Source organism: Prodigiosinella aquatilis (assembly GCA_030388725.1).
In the GTDB taxonomy this organism is placed as follows: Bacteria; Pseudomonadota; Gammaproteobacteria; order Enterobacterales; family Enterobacteriaceae; genus Prodigiosinella; species Prodigiosinella aquatilis.
The window spans coordinates 1,645,731-1,661,909 of record CP128857.1; the positions used below are offsets into that span (position 1 = coordinate 1,645,731).

The following is a 16,179-nucleotide window of genomic DNA, read 5'->3' on the forward strand; positions in this document are numbered from 1 at the left end:
GTATTCCTGTGAGCCCCTTGTCGCACACTGCTTGTTATGAAAAAGCCACGTTTATTTCAGTATTGGCATAATCCATGCATTGTTACTTTTATAACAAATGTCATAAGTATGATGGATGAGTAACAAAGGGCTAATGATGAGTGATAACCAGGATGTCATTGCGCAGATAGAAGCCTCGTTTGCGGTACAGACGCCGACAGGCAAACGCATTGCCGGATACCTGCTGGCGAATCTGGCACAGGTGCCGTTTGAAACAGCAGACAGTATTGCCCGCAGTGCGGCCACCAGCGGTATTTCGGTGGGGCGTTATCTGCGCAGTCTCGGCTACCGCAATTTGGATGACTTCAAACGCACACTGCGTCAACAAAGCGGCGGTGGCCTCTATCAGCCATGGCTGGTGACGGATCGTCTTGGTGCCTATCAGGAACGCCGACAGCAACCGCAACCGCAAAAGTTACAACAGGCGTTAACGCTAGAACTGGAGGCCATCAACCATGTCTATCAACTGGCGCAGAGCGAGAGCTTTGCCCGCATCAGCCGCCGGCTGGCCCAGGCAGATGCGGTGTTTATTCTGGGTATTCAGTCCACCCGCGGGATCGCTAATGCCTTTTACAGCCATCTGGAGTATTTGCGCCCCAAAGTCTATTTCGCCGACGGGCTTTCCGGCACCTATGTGGAATCGCTGAATTCGGAATTTGCTTCGCCGTATTTGGTGGTGACCGATACTCGCGCCTATTCAGTGGTAGCCCAGAAATATTGTCGGGTAGCCGGTGAACGGGGCCTGAATGTGGCATTAATTACCGACATTTACTGCCCCTGGGCGCGTGACTACCCCGTCGATTTGTTGCAAGTGAAGACCGATACGGGGCAGTTCTGGGATTCGTTGGCACCACTCAGTTGCCTGTTTAACTTGCTGATTTCGGCAGTGTTGGAACTTGGTGGTACGGAGATAGAGCAACGACTGGCGGATAACCGTCAGCTGCAAAAACAGTTCGGTCAGTTCGAATCCTGACGCTGAGTGGACTGAGACTGTATTGCACGATTTTGATGATGAGAGAGGGAAATACCGTGATGCAAAACGGTTTGATTAACGATGACAACGTGGTGCTGGTGGATATCGCCGAACTACTGCCAGATGTGGTCATCGACCTGAAATACGCCACCGCCGATAACCTGACCGGTCAGCCTATCTACCGGGAGCACCACTGTCTCCTGCATCCTGATGCGGCTAAGGCTCTGGTACGCAGTGCCGCAGTGGCAAAGCTGGCCGGTTTCGGTCTGAAAATTTTTGATGCTTATCGCCCGCAGCAGGCACAGGTCTGTCTGTGGACGGCATTCCCCAACCCGGAATATGTGGTGGATATTCGTCGTGGTTCCCATCACAGCCGTGGGGTGGCAATCGATCTCACCTTGTTGAACGAACAGGGTGAGGCGCTCGATATGGGGGCTGATTTTGATGAAATGCACGAACGTTCTCACCCGTTTTACCCTGATTTTCCCCCGCAGATTCAGCGTAACCGCCTGTTGCTTAATGCGGTGATGGTAGCCGGAGGATATCGGGGGATTACCAGCGAATGGTGGCATTTCGAACTGCCAGACGCATTGTCGTACCCGCTGTTAACTGACCGCTTCGGCTGTTATCCGCCGATATCGGCTCAGTGACAGTCTTGTTCGTCCTTAGGCTTTATCACAACACCAGTCGATAACTTTTATCTGTTTCAGGAGTTTGCCATGAGAATAACGACAGTAATAACCGCTATAACCAGCACAACACCACCACTTCACCATCTGTTTACCCGCCGCGTTGTAGCCGGAGCCATCATGCTCGCCATGGCTGGCGCTGTGTTACCGGCTGAGGCGGCAGTACCCAAAGATATGTTGGTAATTGGCAAAGCAGCCGACCCGCAAACACTCGACCCGGCCGTCACCATCGATAACAACGACTGGACGGTAACCTACCCGGCGTATCAGCGATTGGTACAGTACAAAACTGAAAATGGTAAAGGCTCGACGCAGGTAGAAGGTGAACTGGCCGCCAGTTGGACAGCATCCGATGACCAGCTGGTCTGGACGTTCAAACTCAAGCCGGGAGAAAAGTTTGATGATGGCAGCGAAGTAAACGCGGCTGCCGTGAAGTGGTCGTTCGATCGTCTGATGCAGATAGGGCAAGGTCCATCGGAAGCGTTTCCAAAAGATATGCAGGTGACGGTCGTTGATCCGATGACAGTACGTTTCACACTAAAAACGCCCTTTGCCCCGTTCCTTTATACACTGGCAAACGACGGCGCAAGTATTGTGAACCCGGCTATCGCCAAAGCACATCCTGGCGATCAGGGCAGAGCCTGGCTGTCCACCCACACTGCGGGGTCCGGTCCGTACATGCTGGCGCGCTGGCAGAAAGGGCAGCAGTTGGTCATGGTGCCAAACACCTATTATCACGGCCCCAAGCCAGCCTTTAAACGCGTTACGGTGAAGATCATCGGTGAAAGTGCTTCCCGCCGTTTGCAGCTTTCTCGTGGAGATATCGATATTGCGGATTCGCTGCCTGTCGATCAACTCGCGGCATTGAAAAAAGAAGGCAAAGTGGCAGTAGACGAATTTCCGGCGCTGCGTGTGACATATTTGTATCTCAACAACGCCAAAGCGCCGCTGAATAATGTCGATTACCGCCGTGCCATCTCCTGGGCGACGGACTATCAGGGCATGGTGAAAGGGATTCTAGGTGGCAACGCCAAACAAATGCGTGGCCCGATCCCCGACGGTATGTGGGGCTTTGATGCTACGGCAATGCAGTACAGCCTGAATCTGGCCAAAGCCAAAGCTGCACTGTCCAACGTGAAAGATCACAGCCAGACGCTGGACTTCCTCTATTCGGATAACGATCCGAACTGGGAATCCATCGCGCTTTCCATGCAGGCCACACTGGCTTCCGTCGGCATTCATGTGAAGCTGGAAAAACTGGCCAATGCCACTATGCGCGACCGTATCGGTAAAGGGGATTATGACATCTCTATCGGTAACTGGAGCCCAGATTTCGCCGACCCGTATATGTACATGAACTACTGGTTCGAGTCGGATAAAAAAGGCTTGCCGGGAAACCGATCTTTCTACAGTAATCCCGCGGTGGACGCGTTGCTGAAAAAGGCCGTATTGGTCTCGGATCAAAAACAGCGTACGGACTACTACCAGCAGGTGGAGAAAACGGTCATCAATGATGCGGCATATGTGTATCTGTTCCAGAAGAACTATCAGGTGGCGATGAATAAGCAGGTGCAGGGTTTTGTGTTCAACCCGATGTTGGAGCAGGTGTTTAACGTGGGTCAAATGAGCAAGAAGTAGCCGCGCGGTAACGCTCTGTGTAGTGACGGTTTATACCCGGCGAACAGCATTTATACCCGATAGATTTCAAGGTACAAGAAGGTGGTAATCCAACGAACCCAGGCGTTGAGTCAACTCAGTGACTGAGGTTTGGGTACCACTGCCGCTGAAAAGATAAACGGTAAATTGTGTTGTGAGCCGGTCAGGGGATGTTTATGACTTTCTGGACCATTATTCGCCAACGTTGCTGGGGACTGGTGCTGGTGGTGTTAGGTGTGTGTGTCATCACCTTTATCATCTCGCACTTGATCCCCGGTGATCCGGCAAGACTGTTGGCAGGCAATCATGCAAGTGATGCGATCGTGCAGCATATTCGCCAGCAACTGGGGCTGGATAAGCCACTTTATGTGCAGTTTTATCACTATGTGTATGATCTGATGCACGGCAATCTGGGTGTCTCAATTCGTACCGGCAGGCCGGTGCTGGAAGACTTGCGCGCTTTCTTCCCGGCGACGCTGGAATTGGCGCTGAGTGCACTGTTGATTGCCATCTTGCTTGGCGTACCGCTGGGGGTGTTGTCAGCGGTTTATCGTAATAAGTTTCTTGATCACCTCGTGCGCTTTCTGTCGGTGCTTGGCATCTCAACTCCGGCGTTTTGGCTGGGGCTGGGTGTGATCATTCTGTTCTATGGCCATCTAGACCTGTTGCCGGGTGGCGGCCGGCTGGACGACTGGCTCGATCCGCCTACGCATATCACCGGGTTTTACGTAATCGATGCACTGCTGACCGGCAATAGCGCTGTCCTGTGGAACAGTCTGCGGCATCTTGCCATGCCAGCGTTGACGTTAGCGTTTGTCCATATGGGTATTGTCGCCCGACAAATTCGTTCGGCGATGCTGGAACAGATGGGCGAAGACTATATCCGCACCGCTCGGGCCAATGGGTTGTCTCACTGGCGGGTGATCCTGCGTCATGCATTGCCCAATGCACTGATTCCTTCGGTAACCGTGCTTGGGCTGGCACTCGGTGATTTACTTTATGGTGCGGTGTTGACCGAAACCGTTTTTGCCTGGCCTGGTATGGGGGCTTACGTGGTGAATTCGATTCAGGCGCTGGATTTCCCGGCCGTGATGGGGTTTGCGGTGGTGGTGTCGTTCGCCTATGTGATCGTCAACCTGTTGGTGGATTTGCTCTATGTGTGGATTGATCCGCGTATCGGACGAGAGGGGTGAACCGGATGTCTATGATTGAACCTGTCATGAACGAGCGTTGTGGTGCGGTGGCCGCCACCGCGGTGACATCGCGCTCGCGCTTTGCCAGTATGCGCAAAACCTTTTATTTGCTAAGTCGTAGCCCGCTGACGCTGATCGGCGCGGCCATTATGTTGATGGTGTTGTTGCTGATGGTGTTTTCGCCGTGGTTGGTGCCGTTCGATCCTAATGCTATCGACCTGACCGCCCGTTTGCAGGCACCGTCTGCCGTGCACTGGTTCGGCACTGATGAAGTCGGACGTGATCTGTTCAGCCGTGTATTGATAGGTAGCCAGCAGTCGGTCACTGCCGGTCTGGCGGTGGTGATACTGGCTGGGACGGTTGGCTCACTGCTCGGTTGTTTTTCCGGGGTGATTGGCGGCATGACGGATGCGCTGATTATGCGTGGTATGGACATCATGCTATCGGTACCGTCGCTGGTGCTGACCATGGCGTTGGCAGCGGCCCTCGGACCGAGTCTATTCAATGCCATGCTGGCGATTGCCGTGGTGCGTATTCCCTTCTATGTGCGTCTGGCCCGTGGGCAAACGCTAATGCTGCGCCATCAGGCGTATATGCAGGCTACCCGGACTTTTGGCGCGTCGCGTTGGCACCTCATCACCTGGCATGTGTTGCGCAATGTGCTGCCACCGCTGGTGGTGCAGGCCTCACTGGATATCGGCACCTCGATCCTGATGGCCGCCACACTGGGGTTCATCGGGTTAGGGGCACAGCAACCGACCGCCGAATGGGGGGCGATGGTGGCGAATGGGCGTAATTATATTCTCGATCAGTGGTGGTATTCGGCATTCCCGGGTATGGCTATTTTGATTACCGCTACCGGTTTTAATCTGTTCGGCGACGGTCTGCGTGATCTGCTGGACCCGAAAGGGAGAGGGCGCTAACCATGAATACTGCCACAGTAATACCTCCTGATGCGTCTGCGCCGATACTGGAAATTGACCGGCTGCAACTGGTTTTTCCGGTGTACGGTGGGCAGGTGAACGCGCTGAATCAGGTGTCGTTAACCGTGAACGCCGGTGAAATCGTCGGCGTAGTGGGAGAATCCGGCTCGGGCAAATCCGTAACGGCCATGATGGCGATGAGATTGTTGCCACCGGAGGGTTTTAGCATTACCGGGGGGCAGCTGCGTATGCTGGGTGTGGACGTGGTGAACGCCAGCGAAAAACAGATGCGCACCCTGCGTGGCGCACGGGTGGCGATGATCTTTCAGGAGCCGATGAACGCGCTGAACCCGACACGCAAAATTGGCCGTCAGATGTGTGAGGTGATCTGTCTGCATCAGTCACTGAGCTATCAGCAGGCAAGGGTTAAGGCCATCGGTTTACTCAGGGAGATGCAGATAGCGGATGCCGAGCAGGTGATGAACCGCTATCCGTTTGAACTCTCCGGCGGTATGCGCCAGCGGGTGCTGATTGCCATGGCATTTTCCTGTGAACCGGAATTGATTATTGCCGACGAACCTACTACCGCGCTGGATGTAACGGTACAGCGCCAGGTGCTGCGCCTGCTACAACAAAAAGCGCAAGCCAGTGGCACGGCGGTGTTGTTTATCACCCATGATATGGCCGTGGTGTCACAGCTTTGTGACCGGGTCTATGTGATGTATGCCGGGCAGGTGATTGAAAGTGGTACTACTGATGAGGTCATCGGCCATCCCGCACACCCTTATTCGATCGGTTTGTTACAGGCCGCGCCGGAAAATGCAGCGCCACGCAGCATGCTGAAGGCCATTCCCGGTACGGTGCCCAATCTGGCAGATTTGCCGCCGGGCTGTAATTTCTGTGGTCGCTGCCAGCATGTCGATGCGCAATGCAGTGTCTCCCCGTCACTTATGGCATTGAACGATAATGGTCACCAACAGGTTGCCTGTTGGCACCCACAACAGGCGAAGAAGGAGCCGATGTCATGATCAGTGAATCCTTGATGGAATTACGGAATGTGCGGGTACACTTTCCGGTCGGTTATAACTGGCTGGGGAAACCCAAGACGTTTGTCCACGCGCTTAACGGTCTGGACCTGGACATCCTGCGTGGCGAGACGCTGGGCATTGTGGGTGAATCCGGGTGTGGTAAAAGTACGTTGGCGCAATTGCTGATGGGGTTACAGTCACCAAGCAGCGGTCAGCTGGTTCGCGCCCGGCAGGACGGTTCCTGGTTCGGCTCGGGTATGCAGATGGTGTTTCAGGACCCGCAGTCATCTCTCGACTCACGCCTACCTGTCTGGCGTATTATTACCGAACCGGTTTATGTGCAAAAACATAACAGTGTGGCCGAACGTCGGGCGCTGGCCGCAGAGCTTGCTGCGCAAGTCGGTATTCGGCAAGAGTATCTTGACAGATTGCCGCATGAGTTTTCCGGCGGTCAGCGTCAGCGCATTTCCATTGCGCGGGCATTATCGTCGGAGCCGGATATCATTGTGCTGGATGAGCCCACGTCAGCGCTGGATATCTCCGTGCAGGCGCAGATCCTGAATCTGCTAGTGGAGTTACAACAACAGCGCAATCTCACCTTTGTGCTGATTTCCCACAATGTCTCGGTGATTCGGCACATGAGCGATCGCGTAGCCGTGATGTATCTTGGGCAAATCGTCGAACTCGGCCCGACACAACAGGTGCTTGGCGCACCACAACATCCTTATACTCGCCTGCTACTGGACTCTGTTCCACAGGCGGGGCGTTCTCTTGATGACGGGCAGACTGACCGTAAGGGCGAGTTGCCTGGCAATCGTGATCTGCCTCAGGGGTGTTTTTTCCGTGAGCGCTGTCCTTACGCGGATGAACGCTGCCAGAAACCGCAGGATCTGCTACCGACGGCTTCTGGTATCGCGGTGCGTTGCCATCGGTTATAAAAAAATAAAAAGATACTGGATATGAAAATAGGGAAGACCATAGGATTAGCCGTGACGGTGACCCTTTAGTTCTTCCCTAATTTTTTGCAGGATGTATCGATGAACGATAAAAAGCACGTTTATGTTATTCATGGTTATACCGCAACGCCCACCAGTCATTGGTTTGGCTGGCTAACGGATCAGTTGCACTCGCTAGGGACGGACGTCTCTATATTAGCGATGCCGAACTCTACTGACCCAGACAATGCTGCCTGGCAGAAACACATTACAGAAAATGTGAAAACACTGGACGAGCAGACCTTCTTTGTCGGTCACAGTCTGGGATGCGTGACATTGCTACGTTACCTGCAAAGTAAACCTGCCAGTGTAAAAGTGGGTGGGGCGGTGCTGGCCGCCGGATTTCTCTCATCATTACCGATACTGCCTGGTCTGGATGAATTTACCGCACAACCCCTCAATATGGCGCAACTGAAAACACAGATCCTGCGCCGGGCGGTTATTCTTTCTCTCAATGACGATATTGTCCCCCCTGAACTCAGCCTAGCGCTCAGCCAGCAGCTTGATGCCGATCTTTACGGCGTGCCAGATAGCGGCCATTTTCTTGAACGAGACGGCTATACGCGTTTCGACAAACTGTTCGCGGTGCTGAAAGATATGCTGATTTAATCAGATCCAATAATGCCGGTAATCAATTCATTATTTTTTCAGGCATCTTTAGTTAGATCACACCGAAAGACTGACTTATCGTCTACGGTTTTTTATAACGCAATGGCTTGCTGAAGGGCGTATTGTTAAGAAGTGACAGTGAAGAAATAGATGGTATCAATAAGTGATGAAAATGACGTTGAACATATAAGCCAATAAATTTAAGGATGAGGTCCGGATGTGGGCCGGGTAACCGAGCGTAGCCAATGCCTCGGTAACTTGAAAGATGACGGGTATTATAATCCAAGTGAATTGTGAGGGTACTACCGCATGGAGTTTAAAGATTACTATGCCGCGCTGGAAGTACAGCCATCCGCTGATCTGAAAACGATCAAAACGGCTTACCGCCGACTAGCGCGAAAGTATCATCCTGATGTCAGCACCGAGCCGGATGCGGAAAATAAGTTTAAGGCGGTTGCCGAAGCGTATGAAGTGCTGAAAGATGACACGCGTCGCGCCGAGTATGATGAACTAAGACAGCACCGTAACGATCCTCGATTTTCTGAGCCCTCTCCGGGCTTCAGAGGTGATGGGCAGACGCAGCATGATTTTTCTGATTTCTTTGAGTCAATGTTTGGTAGTCAGGCTGCGGCAGGACATCGATCTTCTGCTCGATCCCACCGAACCCATGGTATACGTGGGCAAGATCTTGAAATGAAGATCTCGTTATTTTTAGAAGAAACGCTGACGGGACAAAACCGGCCTATTTCTTACCAGTTGCCGGTCTATGATGAATTCGGTCGTCAGACTCGAGAAATAGCCAAAACATTGAATGTGAAGATCCCGGCCGGTGTGGCGGATGGGGACCGTATTCGCCTGAAAGGGCAAGGGTGTGCGGGAGTTGGTGGTGGTCCTGACGGTGATTTATTCCTGGTTATTCGTATTGCTCCGCATCCCTTGTTTGATATTGACGGTCGGGATCTGCACATTGTGGTGCCGCTGGCACCGTGGGAGGCTGCGTTAGGCTCGCGGATTGAAGTGCCGACACTCACGGATAAAATTTCCCTGACGATTCCTCCCGGTAGCCAGAGCGGAAACCGACTGAGAATTAAAGGAAAAGGATTGGTCAGTAAAAAGGGGACTGGGGACATGTATGCCATTCTGAAGGTGGTTATGCCCGCGAAACCAGATGAAAAAGTCAGTGCTCTGTGGAAACAACTTGCGGAGCAGGCTGCATTTAATCCTCGAGCAGGATGGGAGTAAGTACGATGTCTGAAGAAATGACGTTTACCGTGATGGAGTTGTGTCAGTCGGTGGATATTTCTCAGGACGAGCTGATTGAAGTGGTGGGGCTGGGTGTTATTGTCCCACTGGAATCGGAAGATTCGCACTGGATCTTCGATTCTCACGCGGTGAGCTGCCTTAAGCGCGCTTTGCGATTGCAGACCGAGCTGGATCTGGACTGGTCAGGCATTGCGATGACGCTAACGCTGCTGGATAAGCTCGAAGAACTCAAAAAAGAGAATGAGCAGTTACGCCGGCAGCTTGATCGCTTTCTGATGATGCCCTGAGGCGCGAGATGTCTCGGCAGGAGTTGAATTCGTGATGTATCAACCCCCATCATGGTCTGTTAAATCAGTTAGTTACTTTGGCGTAATGCTGTCATGGGAAACCATGTTGCTCTGAAGAATATAGTCATACAGGCGCTGAGTATCCTCCCGGGTACAGAGGCGAGTTCCGTGGTTCAGTGTTGCGGCGGTACCGGCGGCAACGCCATAGCGTACCATTTCGTCCAGTTCAGCCCCGGCGGCCAGCTTTAGGGCCATCGCGCCGACCATACTGTCACCGGCACCTACGGTACTCATTTTTTTCACCGGCGGCGGAACAAACTGTATACGTCCCTTGTGGTCTACGCCCAGTGCCCCCTGTGGACCCAGTGATACCACGACCCGTTCCGTTGATCCCTTCTTTACCAGCGCTGATGCGGCGTTGTAAACGTCATCCGGGCCTTCCAATGGCCGTCCAATCAAGGCTGATAGCTCATTCTGGTTAGGCTTCACCAGTGCCAGACCACCTAGCTTTAGGCAGGCGTCCAACGCCGGGCCGGAACTGTCGATGATGCAACGTAGCCCGTTGGCCTGTGACTGTTTCACTAAATGTGTCAGTTTGTCGACATCACAACCGGGCGGCAGGCTACCGCTGATGACCAATATTGAACCCGAGGGAAGTTTTAACACCCGGTCGAGCAACTGTTCAAGTTCGCTTTCAGTCAGCCTGGCTCCGGGCATCACAAAGCGATATTGCTCGCCGCTATTATCTGCATGGACGTGCAGATTCTGTCGCGTCCAGTCTTGTGTGTGTACGGTATCGGTTCCGACACCTTCCTGTTTAAGTAACTCTGCCAGATGTTCACCCGTCGGGCCGCCAGTCGGAAAAATGGCACTGGCTTCACCACCCAGATGAACAATCGCCCGGGCAACATTGATACCCCCGCCTCCGGGTTCAAATACCGGTGTGGTGCAGCGTAGTTTGCCTTCCGGGTAAATTCTGGGCGTGGTGGTGGCGCAATCCAGCGAAGGAGCGAGCGTGAGAGTAAAGATCTGTAGCATGATGCGTTCTCCATTCAGAGCCATGCAGATATACCTGTCATCTTTCAAGTTGCAGCGCGTTCGCTTGCCGCCTTCCGGTATCTTGAAATCTATTGGCTATATACATGATTGATTTTTATATTTATTTAAATGTAGCACGATCAACATCGTCCTGCTTATGTCGGGACAAGGATGACTAATATAAGTATGTCAGATGATGGCTTAAATCGCCTGATGGTTGAATAAAATCATTTGAAGCAGAGAGAGTTTGTTACTCATTAATGTGATAAGGGGGCTTATTTTAACGTCTATACTCAATAAACAGATTTTAATTTTAGTGAAACAGGCTGGCTAAAATGAAACATGTCAGCCCTCTTTGTCGTTGTACGTTGAGGAGAAATATCATGGCGTTAGATGGAAAAGTTGCGTTGGTTACTGGTGCTGGGCAAGGCATCGGTCGGGCTATTGCCTTACGTTTGGCGCGAGATGGTGCGGATGTAGCATTGGTGGATGTTAAAGATGACAAAATCAAAGCAGTCGCTGAAGAAATCAGAGCATTAAAACGCAAGGCTGTCACCTTTAAGGCTGATATCAGCCACCGTGAGGAAGTATTCGCGGCTGTCGAGTTTGCCGCAAAAGAACTGGGTGGGTTTGATATTATTGTCAACAATGCGGGTATCAGCCAGGTTAATCCGTTACTTAAGGTTACCCCTCAGGAAGTGGATAAAATATTCAGTATTAATCTGCAAGGTACGCTGTGGGGAATTCAGGCGGCGGCCGAGAAATTTAAACAGCTTAAGCAGAAAGGCAAAATTATTAATGCTTCGTCGATTGCCGGGCATGAGGGCTTTGCTTTATTGGGAGTCTATTCTGCGACCAAATTTGCTGTGCGGGCAATCACTCAAGCGGCGGCAAAAGAGCTGGCAAGCGCTGGAATTACTGTTAATGCGTATTGTCCAGGGGTAGTGGGCACTGATATGTGGGTTGATATTGATAAGCGTATGTCGGAAGAAACCGGTGCTAAAATTGGTGAAACCTATGAGAAATATGTCGGCGGCATTGCATTAGGTCGGGCTGAAACCCCGGATGATGTCGCAGCGTTTGTCGCCTATCTGGCTAGCCCAGATTCGGATTATATGACCGGGCAGGCACCGATGATTGATGGCGGGTTGATTTACCGATAATGGTGGATATTTGCTGCACAACAGTGCAGCAAATAAGTCTGATGAGTGGATGTAGCAGCACGGTCCGCTTCAGAATAATTTGAAAACCAGAATCTCACTTAGGCCAGTGTTTATTGTTCGTGGGTGCAATCAATATTGTAAGAATACGTAATATTCTCCTGCTGTTTGTCATATCTCATGCTAATGATTAGTCCCGCAGTATTGAGGATATATCAGATAAATTCCCATTAAATTCATAAAAAATAGCATTAACAACGCACTTTTAATTTTCTATTGCGTGTTTTTTATGTATTTTTTTAATTATTATTAATTGTGTTTTTTGGTTAAAAAGAGTGTCCGTATCTATTAAAATAAGCATGATATATAGGGTATAACATGGTATTAATTATCTGTTCATCATCTTTTGAGTTGCAGATGCATTGGTAGTGTTTATTACTTGACTCATATTTGAGCTTCGACCTTTTGGGATTGCTGCAAGTAGCGTTTAATTCTGTTCTAGGCAGAATTGTCGCCCGCATCACTTACTTTGGTGAGCTCATCGGGATCTCTTCACTTGTCGTTTTTCTGCAACTCGAAATCTATTTGGTATGAAAAGGCCATTAGCATTATTACGTTTGAATGAATGTAAATGAAATAATGAGATAGCGAATATGAATTTATTTTTTGATGTAAGAGAAAAATGTAGAAAATATTATTTCAACGACTATCAGCTATCGCTTAATTAATTGTTTCGATGAGTGATTAGTTGTAAAGGAAATGTTGTATTTTTTATAAGAAATGTATTTGTCCAGGGAGGATATTATGGCAATACATGAAAATACCCGAATTAATGTTTTATCTCGAAATGGTTTTATGAAAATAGCAGCCATGTCAATGATAGAGAAACTCATTATTCCTGATAATACTTTTGTGTATTTTTGCGATAGCAGTGCATTGGGGATGAGTGATTATATAAAAATAAAACATACTAAAAAAAAGCGCATGATTGTTATTGGTGACGATAAAGTTTGGCGGGTGTTACATGGCGTATGTTCTGGTGCGCCCTATTTTATTGATATCAAAATGCCGTGTGACGAGCTCACCTGCTGTATGCGTCAGACGCTGGCATTGATGGACAGTCAGGGGGACCCGAGAACGGAGCATCTCTGGCATTTGCTGAATTATAAAGAACAGTTTGTGTTGATGCTTTTTTCCCTCGAGATGACCATTTCTGAAGCACATGCGTTGACATGCTGGAGTATCAAGGATCTGAGTCGTTATAAGCGCTCAGCGATGGTGAAGCTGGGAGTCGTTAATGACTGGGAACTGTTCACCAAGGTACAACTCATTCTGTCTGATCGACGACTGCTGTTTCGTGGTAATCCTCGGTTGGCTGGCTTGTTGCGTCAGTATGGTTTGCATTGAATCTTGCCGGTCTGCGGCGGTGAAGATACCGCGGGAACCATGCGCCGGATCAGCCGGGGAGGGCATAACCGGCGACGTATAACGAAATGCCGCCTGTGTATCGCGGGTATGTTTGAACCGTTACCGGCGGGTATCCACCGTGATCTCACTGGAAAGGCCGCTGGCGATATTCACCGGCGTATCGAACACAATTTTCACTGGGATGCGCTGTACCACTTTGGTGAAGTTGCCGGTGGCGTTGTCCGCTGGTAGCAGCGCGAAAATAGAACCGGTGGCGGGGGAGAGGCTGTCGATGTGGCCGTGGAATACCTGTCCCGGATAGCTGTCGATGGTGATCTCTACCGGCTGACCAGCCTTCATGTCCCCTTTTTGCGTTTCCTTGAAGTTGGCAATGACCCACGGTCTTTGGTCGGCGACGATGCTGGCGATCGTTTGCCCGGCCTGGAGCAGCATGCCCACCTGCAAGCTGCGGTTGCCAATCACGCCGTCAATCGGGGCGGTAATGCGGGTGTAGGTGAGCTCCAACTTTGCCGCTTCCAGGCTGGCCTGCGCCTGCTTCAGGTCGGCTTCGGCCTGTTCGATGGCGGTTTGCAGTACAGGTAGTTTGGCCTTCTGAGTCTGTAGGCTTGACTGCGCCTGCGCCACTTTGGCCGCTTCGACATTGTAGGTAGAGTCGGCGTTGTCCATGTCCCCTGCCGAGACGTAGCGATTAGCGCTAAGCTGACGGTAACGCAGCATCTGCTGGTGGGCATATTTCTCGCTGGCCTGCTCTGAACGCAGGCTGTCGTTGTATTCGTTGATGATGCTTTTCTGCATCTCGTAACTGGCCCGGGAGTTGGCCAGCGCCGCCTCCATCTGTGCGACGTCAGCTTCAGCCTTCAGAACCGCGACTTTGTAGGCGCGATCGTCGAGGATAGCGAGCAACTGCCCCTGCCTCACTTCACGGTTGTCTTGAATAAAGGAGTGCATCACCTGGGCGCTGATGCGAGCGCTGATATTGGTGATGTCGTTTTGGGTGTAGGCGTTATCTGTGGTCTGGAAATAACGCCAGTACAGCAGCCAGTACAGGTAACCCGCTACTAGTAGGACTACCAGCAGCGGCAGAATGATTTTCTTGAAGTATTTCATAGTGTCCCTGTTACAAAGAATTGTAATTCCAGGTGTTGCAAATTAGCCGGGAATCGATGTTCGAGGTGCTTCCCGGCCAGTTGGATCACACGATTTTGATGATTTGCTTGCCGAAATGTCTGGCGTTCAACAGGTCGACAAACGCCTGCGGTGCGTTTTCCAGCCCGTCAATCAGGGTTTCCCGATATTTGAGTTTCCCTTCACTCAGCGCTTTAAGCAGCCACATGTCGGATTCTGGGTAGTCCTTGAACCACTCGGTTACTAGAAAGAAGCGGTTGGTCGGCGCATCCGGCAAGGAGGAAAAAAACGCCGTTGGGCTGGAAACGTTGACATCAGTACCCTTGTCGTATTGAGCGGCGTTACCGCAGATTGGTACCCGTGCGCCTTCGTTGAGCAATTGTGCCACCAGCATAGAGATGCGGCCGCCGACGTTTTCAAAGTAGATATCCACGCCATCCGGGCAGGCGTGACGCAGTTGTTTCTTCAGGTCGTCATCGCGATAGTTAACACAGGCGTCGAATCCCAGCTCTTCCACCACATAGCGGCATTTTTCTGCGCTGCCGGCGATACCCACTACCCGACAACCAGCCATTTTGCCCATTTGTCCCACTATCGAACCTACGGCACCGGAGGCGGCGGAGACTACCAACACTTCGCCGGCACGCGGTTTGGCGATGCGCATCATTCCGAAATAGGCGGAACGTCCCGGCGTACCGACGGTGTTGAGAAATACGGTGTCTGGCAGATCGGTGGGCGGCAGCTTGTGAACGATGAAGTCTTGATCGTTGGTGATGTGATATTGCTGCCAGCCGGAATAGGCGAAGACCTTATCGCCTTCCTGATAGTGCGGGGTGCGGGATGCCACCACTACCCCCACCGTTTCTCCCGAAATGATTTCGCCAAGCCCGATGGGGCTGACGTAGTCCGTGTGCCGATTCAATCGCGGCCGGGTGTAAGGGTCGATGGAGAGCCAGTGGTTGGCGATAAGAAACTCACCCGGCTCCAGTGCTCTTACCGACCTTGCTTCCATGCGAAAATCGCTGATTTGTAGAGCACCTTCAGGGTGTCTGGCCAGTACAACGGCCTTATTTTCATAGTGGGTCATAGCGTCCTCATAGTCCTGTGAGTTATTTTGATTCGGTGCCATCTGGCTGCCCGGCAAGGGCGTTACGCTGTTTGGCTATCGCTCGCCAGCGATAACGCGGCCAGCGGAAACTGAAAAAAATCATCGCCAGCGTCAGCGGCCAGCCAGCGAGCAGCAGAAAAGCATCCAGCCACGTGCTGGTTAGGCGATAGAGCCCGTATATCAGCGTGGCCTTGAGCAGATAAACCGTCACCCACGCCAGCGACACTTCCTGCCAGACGCGGGCGTAGGCTGGCGTGCCATACACTGACAGCGTGGTAAGCGTTGGTATCGCCTGTTCCGCCAGTGTGCGCACGATGGGGCGGCCACGCAGCGAGTAGCAGAGAAACACCACGGTGACGGTCAGGGCGCCGCTCAGTGCCAGAAATACCGCCTCTCGCTGGATGGGTAGCCATGCCGGATGGAGCAGGAACACATAGTGGCTGGCGCCGGACAGCAGGATCATCAGTGCCACCGACAGTGTCGCCTGACGATCGCCGCTCAGCACGGCGAGAACGCCAGCCCAGATGGCGCTGACCAGCAGCGCCATGCCAGCGCCGGAGAAGTAGAGTGCGCCGTTGTACAGCGCCAGCGGAATGATGATGTTCAGCAGCGCGGCGCGAGAGCTTAGATAGCGCCAGAAAGTGAGTGAGTTTCTCTGTTGCACT

At 51.9% G+C, this 16,179-nt stretch carries 16 protein-coding genes; 12 read left to right on the forward strand and 4 right to left on the reverse strand.

The features are described 5' to 3' along the window. The first annotated feature begins 136 nt into the window (after positions 1-136). The 10 genes from PCO85_07690 (at position 137) to PCO85_07735 (ending at position 9,655) form a co-directional block, all read left to right on the forward strand. Complete coding sequence (locus PCO85_07690; GenBank protein WJV56028.1) at positions 137-1,012, forward strand: MurR/RpiR family transcriptional regulator; 876 nt, start codon at positions 137-139, stop codon at positions 1,010-1,012. 59 nt (positions 1,013-1,071) lie between these two features. Continuing rightward, positions 1,072-1,662, forward strand: coding sequence for a D-alanyl-D-alanine dipeptidase (ddpX, locus tag PCO85_07695; GenBank protein ID WJV55277.1), 591 nt, complete (start codon positions 1,072-1,074; stop codon positions 1,660-1,662). Between the two features lie 159 nt (positions 1,663-1,821). Continuing rightward, positions 1,822-3,339: an ABC transporter substrate-binding protein gene (locus PCO85_07700; protein ID WJV56029.1), complete on the forward strand. Its 1,518-nt coding sequence runs from the start codon at positions 1,822-1,824 to the stop codon at positions 3,337-3,339. A 194-nt stretch (positions 3,340-3,533) separates the two neighbouring features. Next, positions 3,534-4,550, forward strand: coding sequence for an ABC transporter permease (locus PCO85_07705; protein WJV55278.1), 1,017 nt, complete (start codon positions 3,534-3,536; stop codon positions 4,548-4,550). Between the two features lie 5 nt (positions 4,551-4,555). After that, positions 4,556-5,473: a D,D-dipeptide ABC transporter permease gene (locus PCO85_07710; GenBank protein WJV55279.1), complete on the forward strand. Its 918-nt coding sequence runs from the start codon at positions 4,556-4,558 to the stop codon at positions 5,471-5,473. 2 nt (positions 5,474-5,475) lie between these two features. Continuing rightward, entirely contained in the window at positions 5,476-6,501 is a 1,026-nt protein-coding gene (locus PCO85_07715) for an ABC transporter ATP-binding protein (protein WJV55280.1), read from the forward strand. After that, positions 6,498-7,439, forward strand: coding sequence for an ABC transporter ATP-binding protein (locus PCO85_07720; protein ID WJV55281.1), 942 nt, complete (start codon positions 6,498-6,500; stop codon positions 7,437-7,439). Before PCO85_07715 ends, PCO85_07720 begins: the two co-directional genes overlap by 4 nt. A 99-nt stretch (positions 7,440-7,538) precedes the next feature. Beyond that, on the forward strand, positions 7,539-8,105 hold the full coding sequence (locus PCO85_07725) for an alpha/beta hydrolase (protein ID WJV55282.1): 567 nt from the start codon (positions 7,539-7,541) through the stop codon (positions 8,103-8,105). 309 nt (positions 8,106-8,414) lie between these two features. Further along, positions 8,415-9,347 carry a curved DNA-binding protein gene (cbpA, locus tag PCO85_07730; GenBank protein WJV55283.1) on the forward strand — a complete coding sequence of 311 codons (933 nt, stop codon included), beginning with the start codon at positions 8,415-8,417 and terminating at the stop codon, positions 9,345-9,347. Between the two features lie 5 nt (positions 9,348-9,352). Beyond that, the gene (locus tag PCO85_07735) at positions 9,353-9,655 is read left to right on the forward strand and encodes a chaperone modulator CbpM (GenBank protein ID WJV55284.1); all 303 of its coding nucleotides are present in this window, start codon (positions 9,353-9,355) and stop codon (positions 9,653-9,655) included. A gap of 72 nt (positions 9,656-9,727) precedes the next feature. Here the strand turns inward: PCO85_07735 and pfkB are convergent, their stop codons facing one another. Further along, the gene (gene pfkB / locus PCO85_07740; GenBank protein WJV56030.1) at positions 9,728-10,693 is read right to left on the reverse strand and encodes a 6-phosphofructokinase II; all 966 of its coding nucleotides are present in this window, start codon (positions 10,691-10,693) and stop codon (positions 9,728-9,730) included. A gap of 383 nt (positions 10,694-11,076) precedes the next feature. Between pfkB and PCO85_07745 the strand changes: the two genes are divergently transcribed. Both PCO85_07745 and PCO85_07750 read left to right on the forward strand, forming a co-directional pair. Further along, on the forward strand, positions 11,077-11,856 hold the full coding sequence (locus tag PCO85_07745) for an acetoin reductase (protein ID WJV55285.1): 780 nt from the start codon (positions 11,077-11,079) through the stop codon (positions 11,854-11,856). Between the two features lie 801 nt (positions 11,857-12,657). Continuing rightward, on the forward strand, positions 12,658-13,260 hold the full coding sequence (locus PCO85_07750; GenBank protein ID WJV55286.1) for a hypothetical protein: 603 nt from the start codon (positions 12,658-12,660) through the stop codon (positions 13,258-13,260). 120 nt (positions 13,261-13,380) lie between these two features. On the opposite strand, the gene PCO85_07755 is transcribed toward PCO85_07750, so the two are convergent. From PCO85_07755 to PCO85_07765, 3 genes are all read right to left on the reverse strand, one after another. Beyond that, positions 13,381-14,388, reverse strand: coding sequence for an HlyD family secretion protein (locus PCO85_07755; protein ID WJV55287.1), 1,008 nt, complete (start codon positions 14,386-14,388; stop codon positions 13,381-13,383). A gap of 85 nt (positions 14,389-14,473) precedes the next feature. Then, complete coding sequence (locus PCO85_07760; protein ID WJV55288.1) at positions 14,474-15,535, reverse strand: NADP-dependent oxidoreductase; 1,062 nt, start codon at positions 15,533-15,535, stop codon at positions 14,474-14,476. Beyond that, positions 15,516-16,178, reverse strand: a complete 663-nt coding sequence (locus PCO85_07765; GenBank protein ID WJV55289.1) for a hypothetical protein — start codon at positions 16,176-16,178, stop codon at positions 15,516-15,518. Before PCO85_07765 ends, PCO85_07760 begins: the two co-directional genes overlap by 20 nt. Position 16,179 lies beyond the last annotated feature (1 nt).

Coding starts and splice junctions, on each gene's coding strand:
- PCO85_07690 (WJV56028.1), top strand. CDS start 137: ATGAGTGATAACCAGGATGTCATTGCGCAGATAGAAGCCTCGTTTGCG.
- ddpX (WJV55277.1), top strand. CDS start 1,072: ATGCAAAACGGTTTGATTAACGATGACAACGTGGTGCTGGTGGATATC.
- PCO85_07700 (WJV56029.1), top strand. CDS start 1,822: ATGCTCGCCATGGCTGGCGCTGTGTTACCGGCTGAGGCGGCAGTACCC.
- PCO85_07705 (WJV55278.1), top strand. CDS start 3,534: ATGACTTTCTGGACCATTATTCGCCAACGTTGCTGGGGACTGGTGCTG.
- PCO85_07710 (WJV55279.1), top strand. CDS start 4,556: ATGTCTATGATTGAACCTGTCATGAACGAGCGTTGTGGTGCGGTGGCC.
- PCO85_07715 (WJV55280.1), top strand. CDS start 5,476: ATGAATACTGCCACAGTAATACCTCCTGATGCGTCTGCGCCGATACTG.
- PCO85_07720 (WJV55281.1), top strand. CDS start 6,498: ATGATCAGTGAATCCTTGATGGAATTACGGAATGTGCGGGTACACTTT.
- PCO85_07725 (WJV55282.1), top strand. CDS start 7,539: ATGAACGATAAAAAGCACGTTTATGTTATTCATGGTTATACCGCAACG.
- cbpA (WJV55283.1), top strand. CDS start 8,415: ATGGAGTTTAAAGATTACTATGCCGCGCTGGAAGTACAGCCATCCGCT.
- PCO85_07735 (WJV55284.1), top strand. CDS start 9,353: ATGTCTGAAGAAATGACGTTTACCGTGATGGAGTTGTGTCAGTCGGTG.
- pfkB (WJV56030.1), bottom strand. CDS start 10,693: ATGCTACAGATCTTTACTCTCACGCTCGCTCCTTCGCTGGATTGCGCC.
- PCO85_07745 (WJV55285.1), top strand. CDS start 11,077: ATGGCGTTAGATGGAAAAGTTGCGTTGGTTACTGGTGCTGGGCAAGGC.
- PCO85_07750 (WJV55286.1), top strand. CDS start 12,658: ATGGCAATACATGAAAATACCCGAATTAATGTTTTATCTCGAAATGGT.
- PCO85_07755 (WJV55287.1), bottom strand. CDS start 14,388: ATGAAATACTTCAAGAAAATCATTCTGCCGCTGCTGGTAGTCCTACTA.
- PCO85_07760 (WJV55288.1), bottom strand. CDS start 15,535: ATGGCACCGAATCAAAATAACTCACAGGACTATGAGGACGCTATGACC.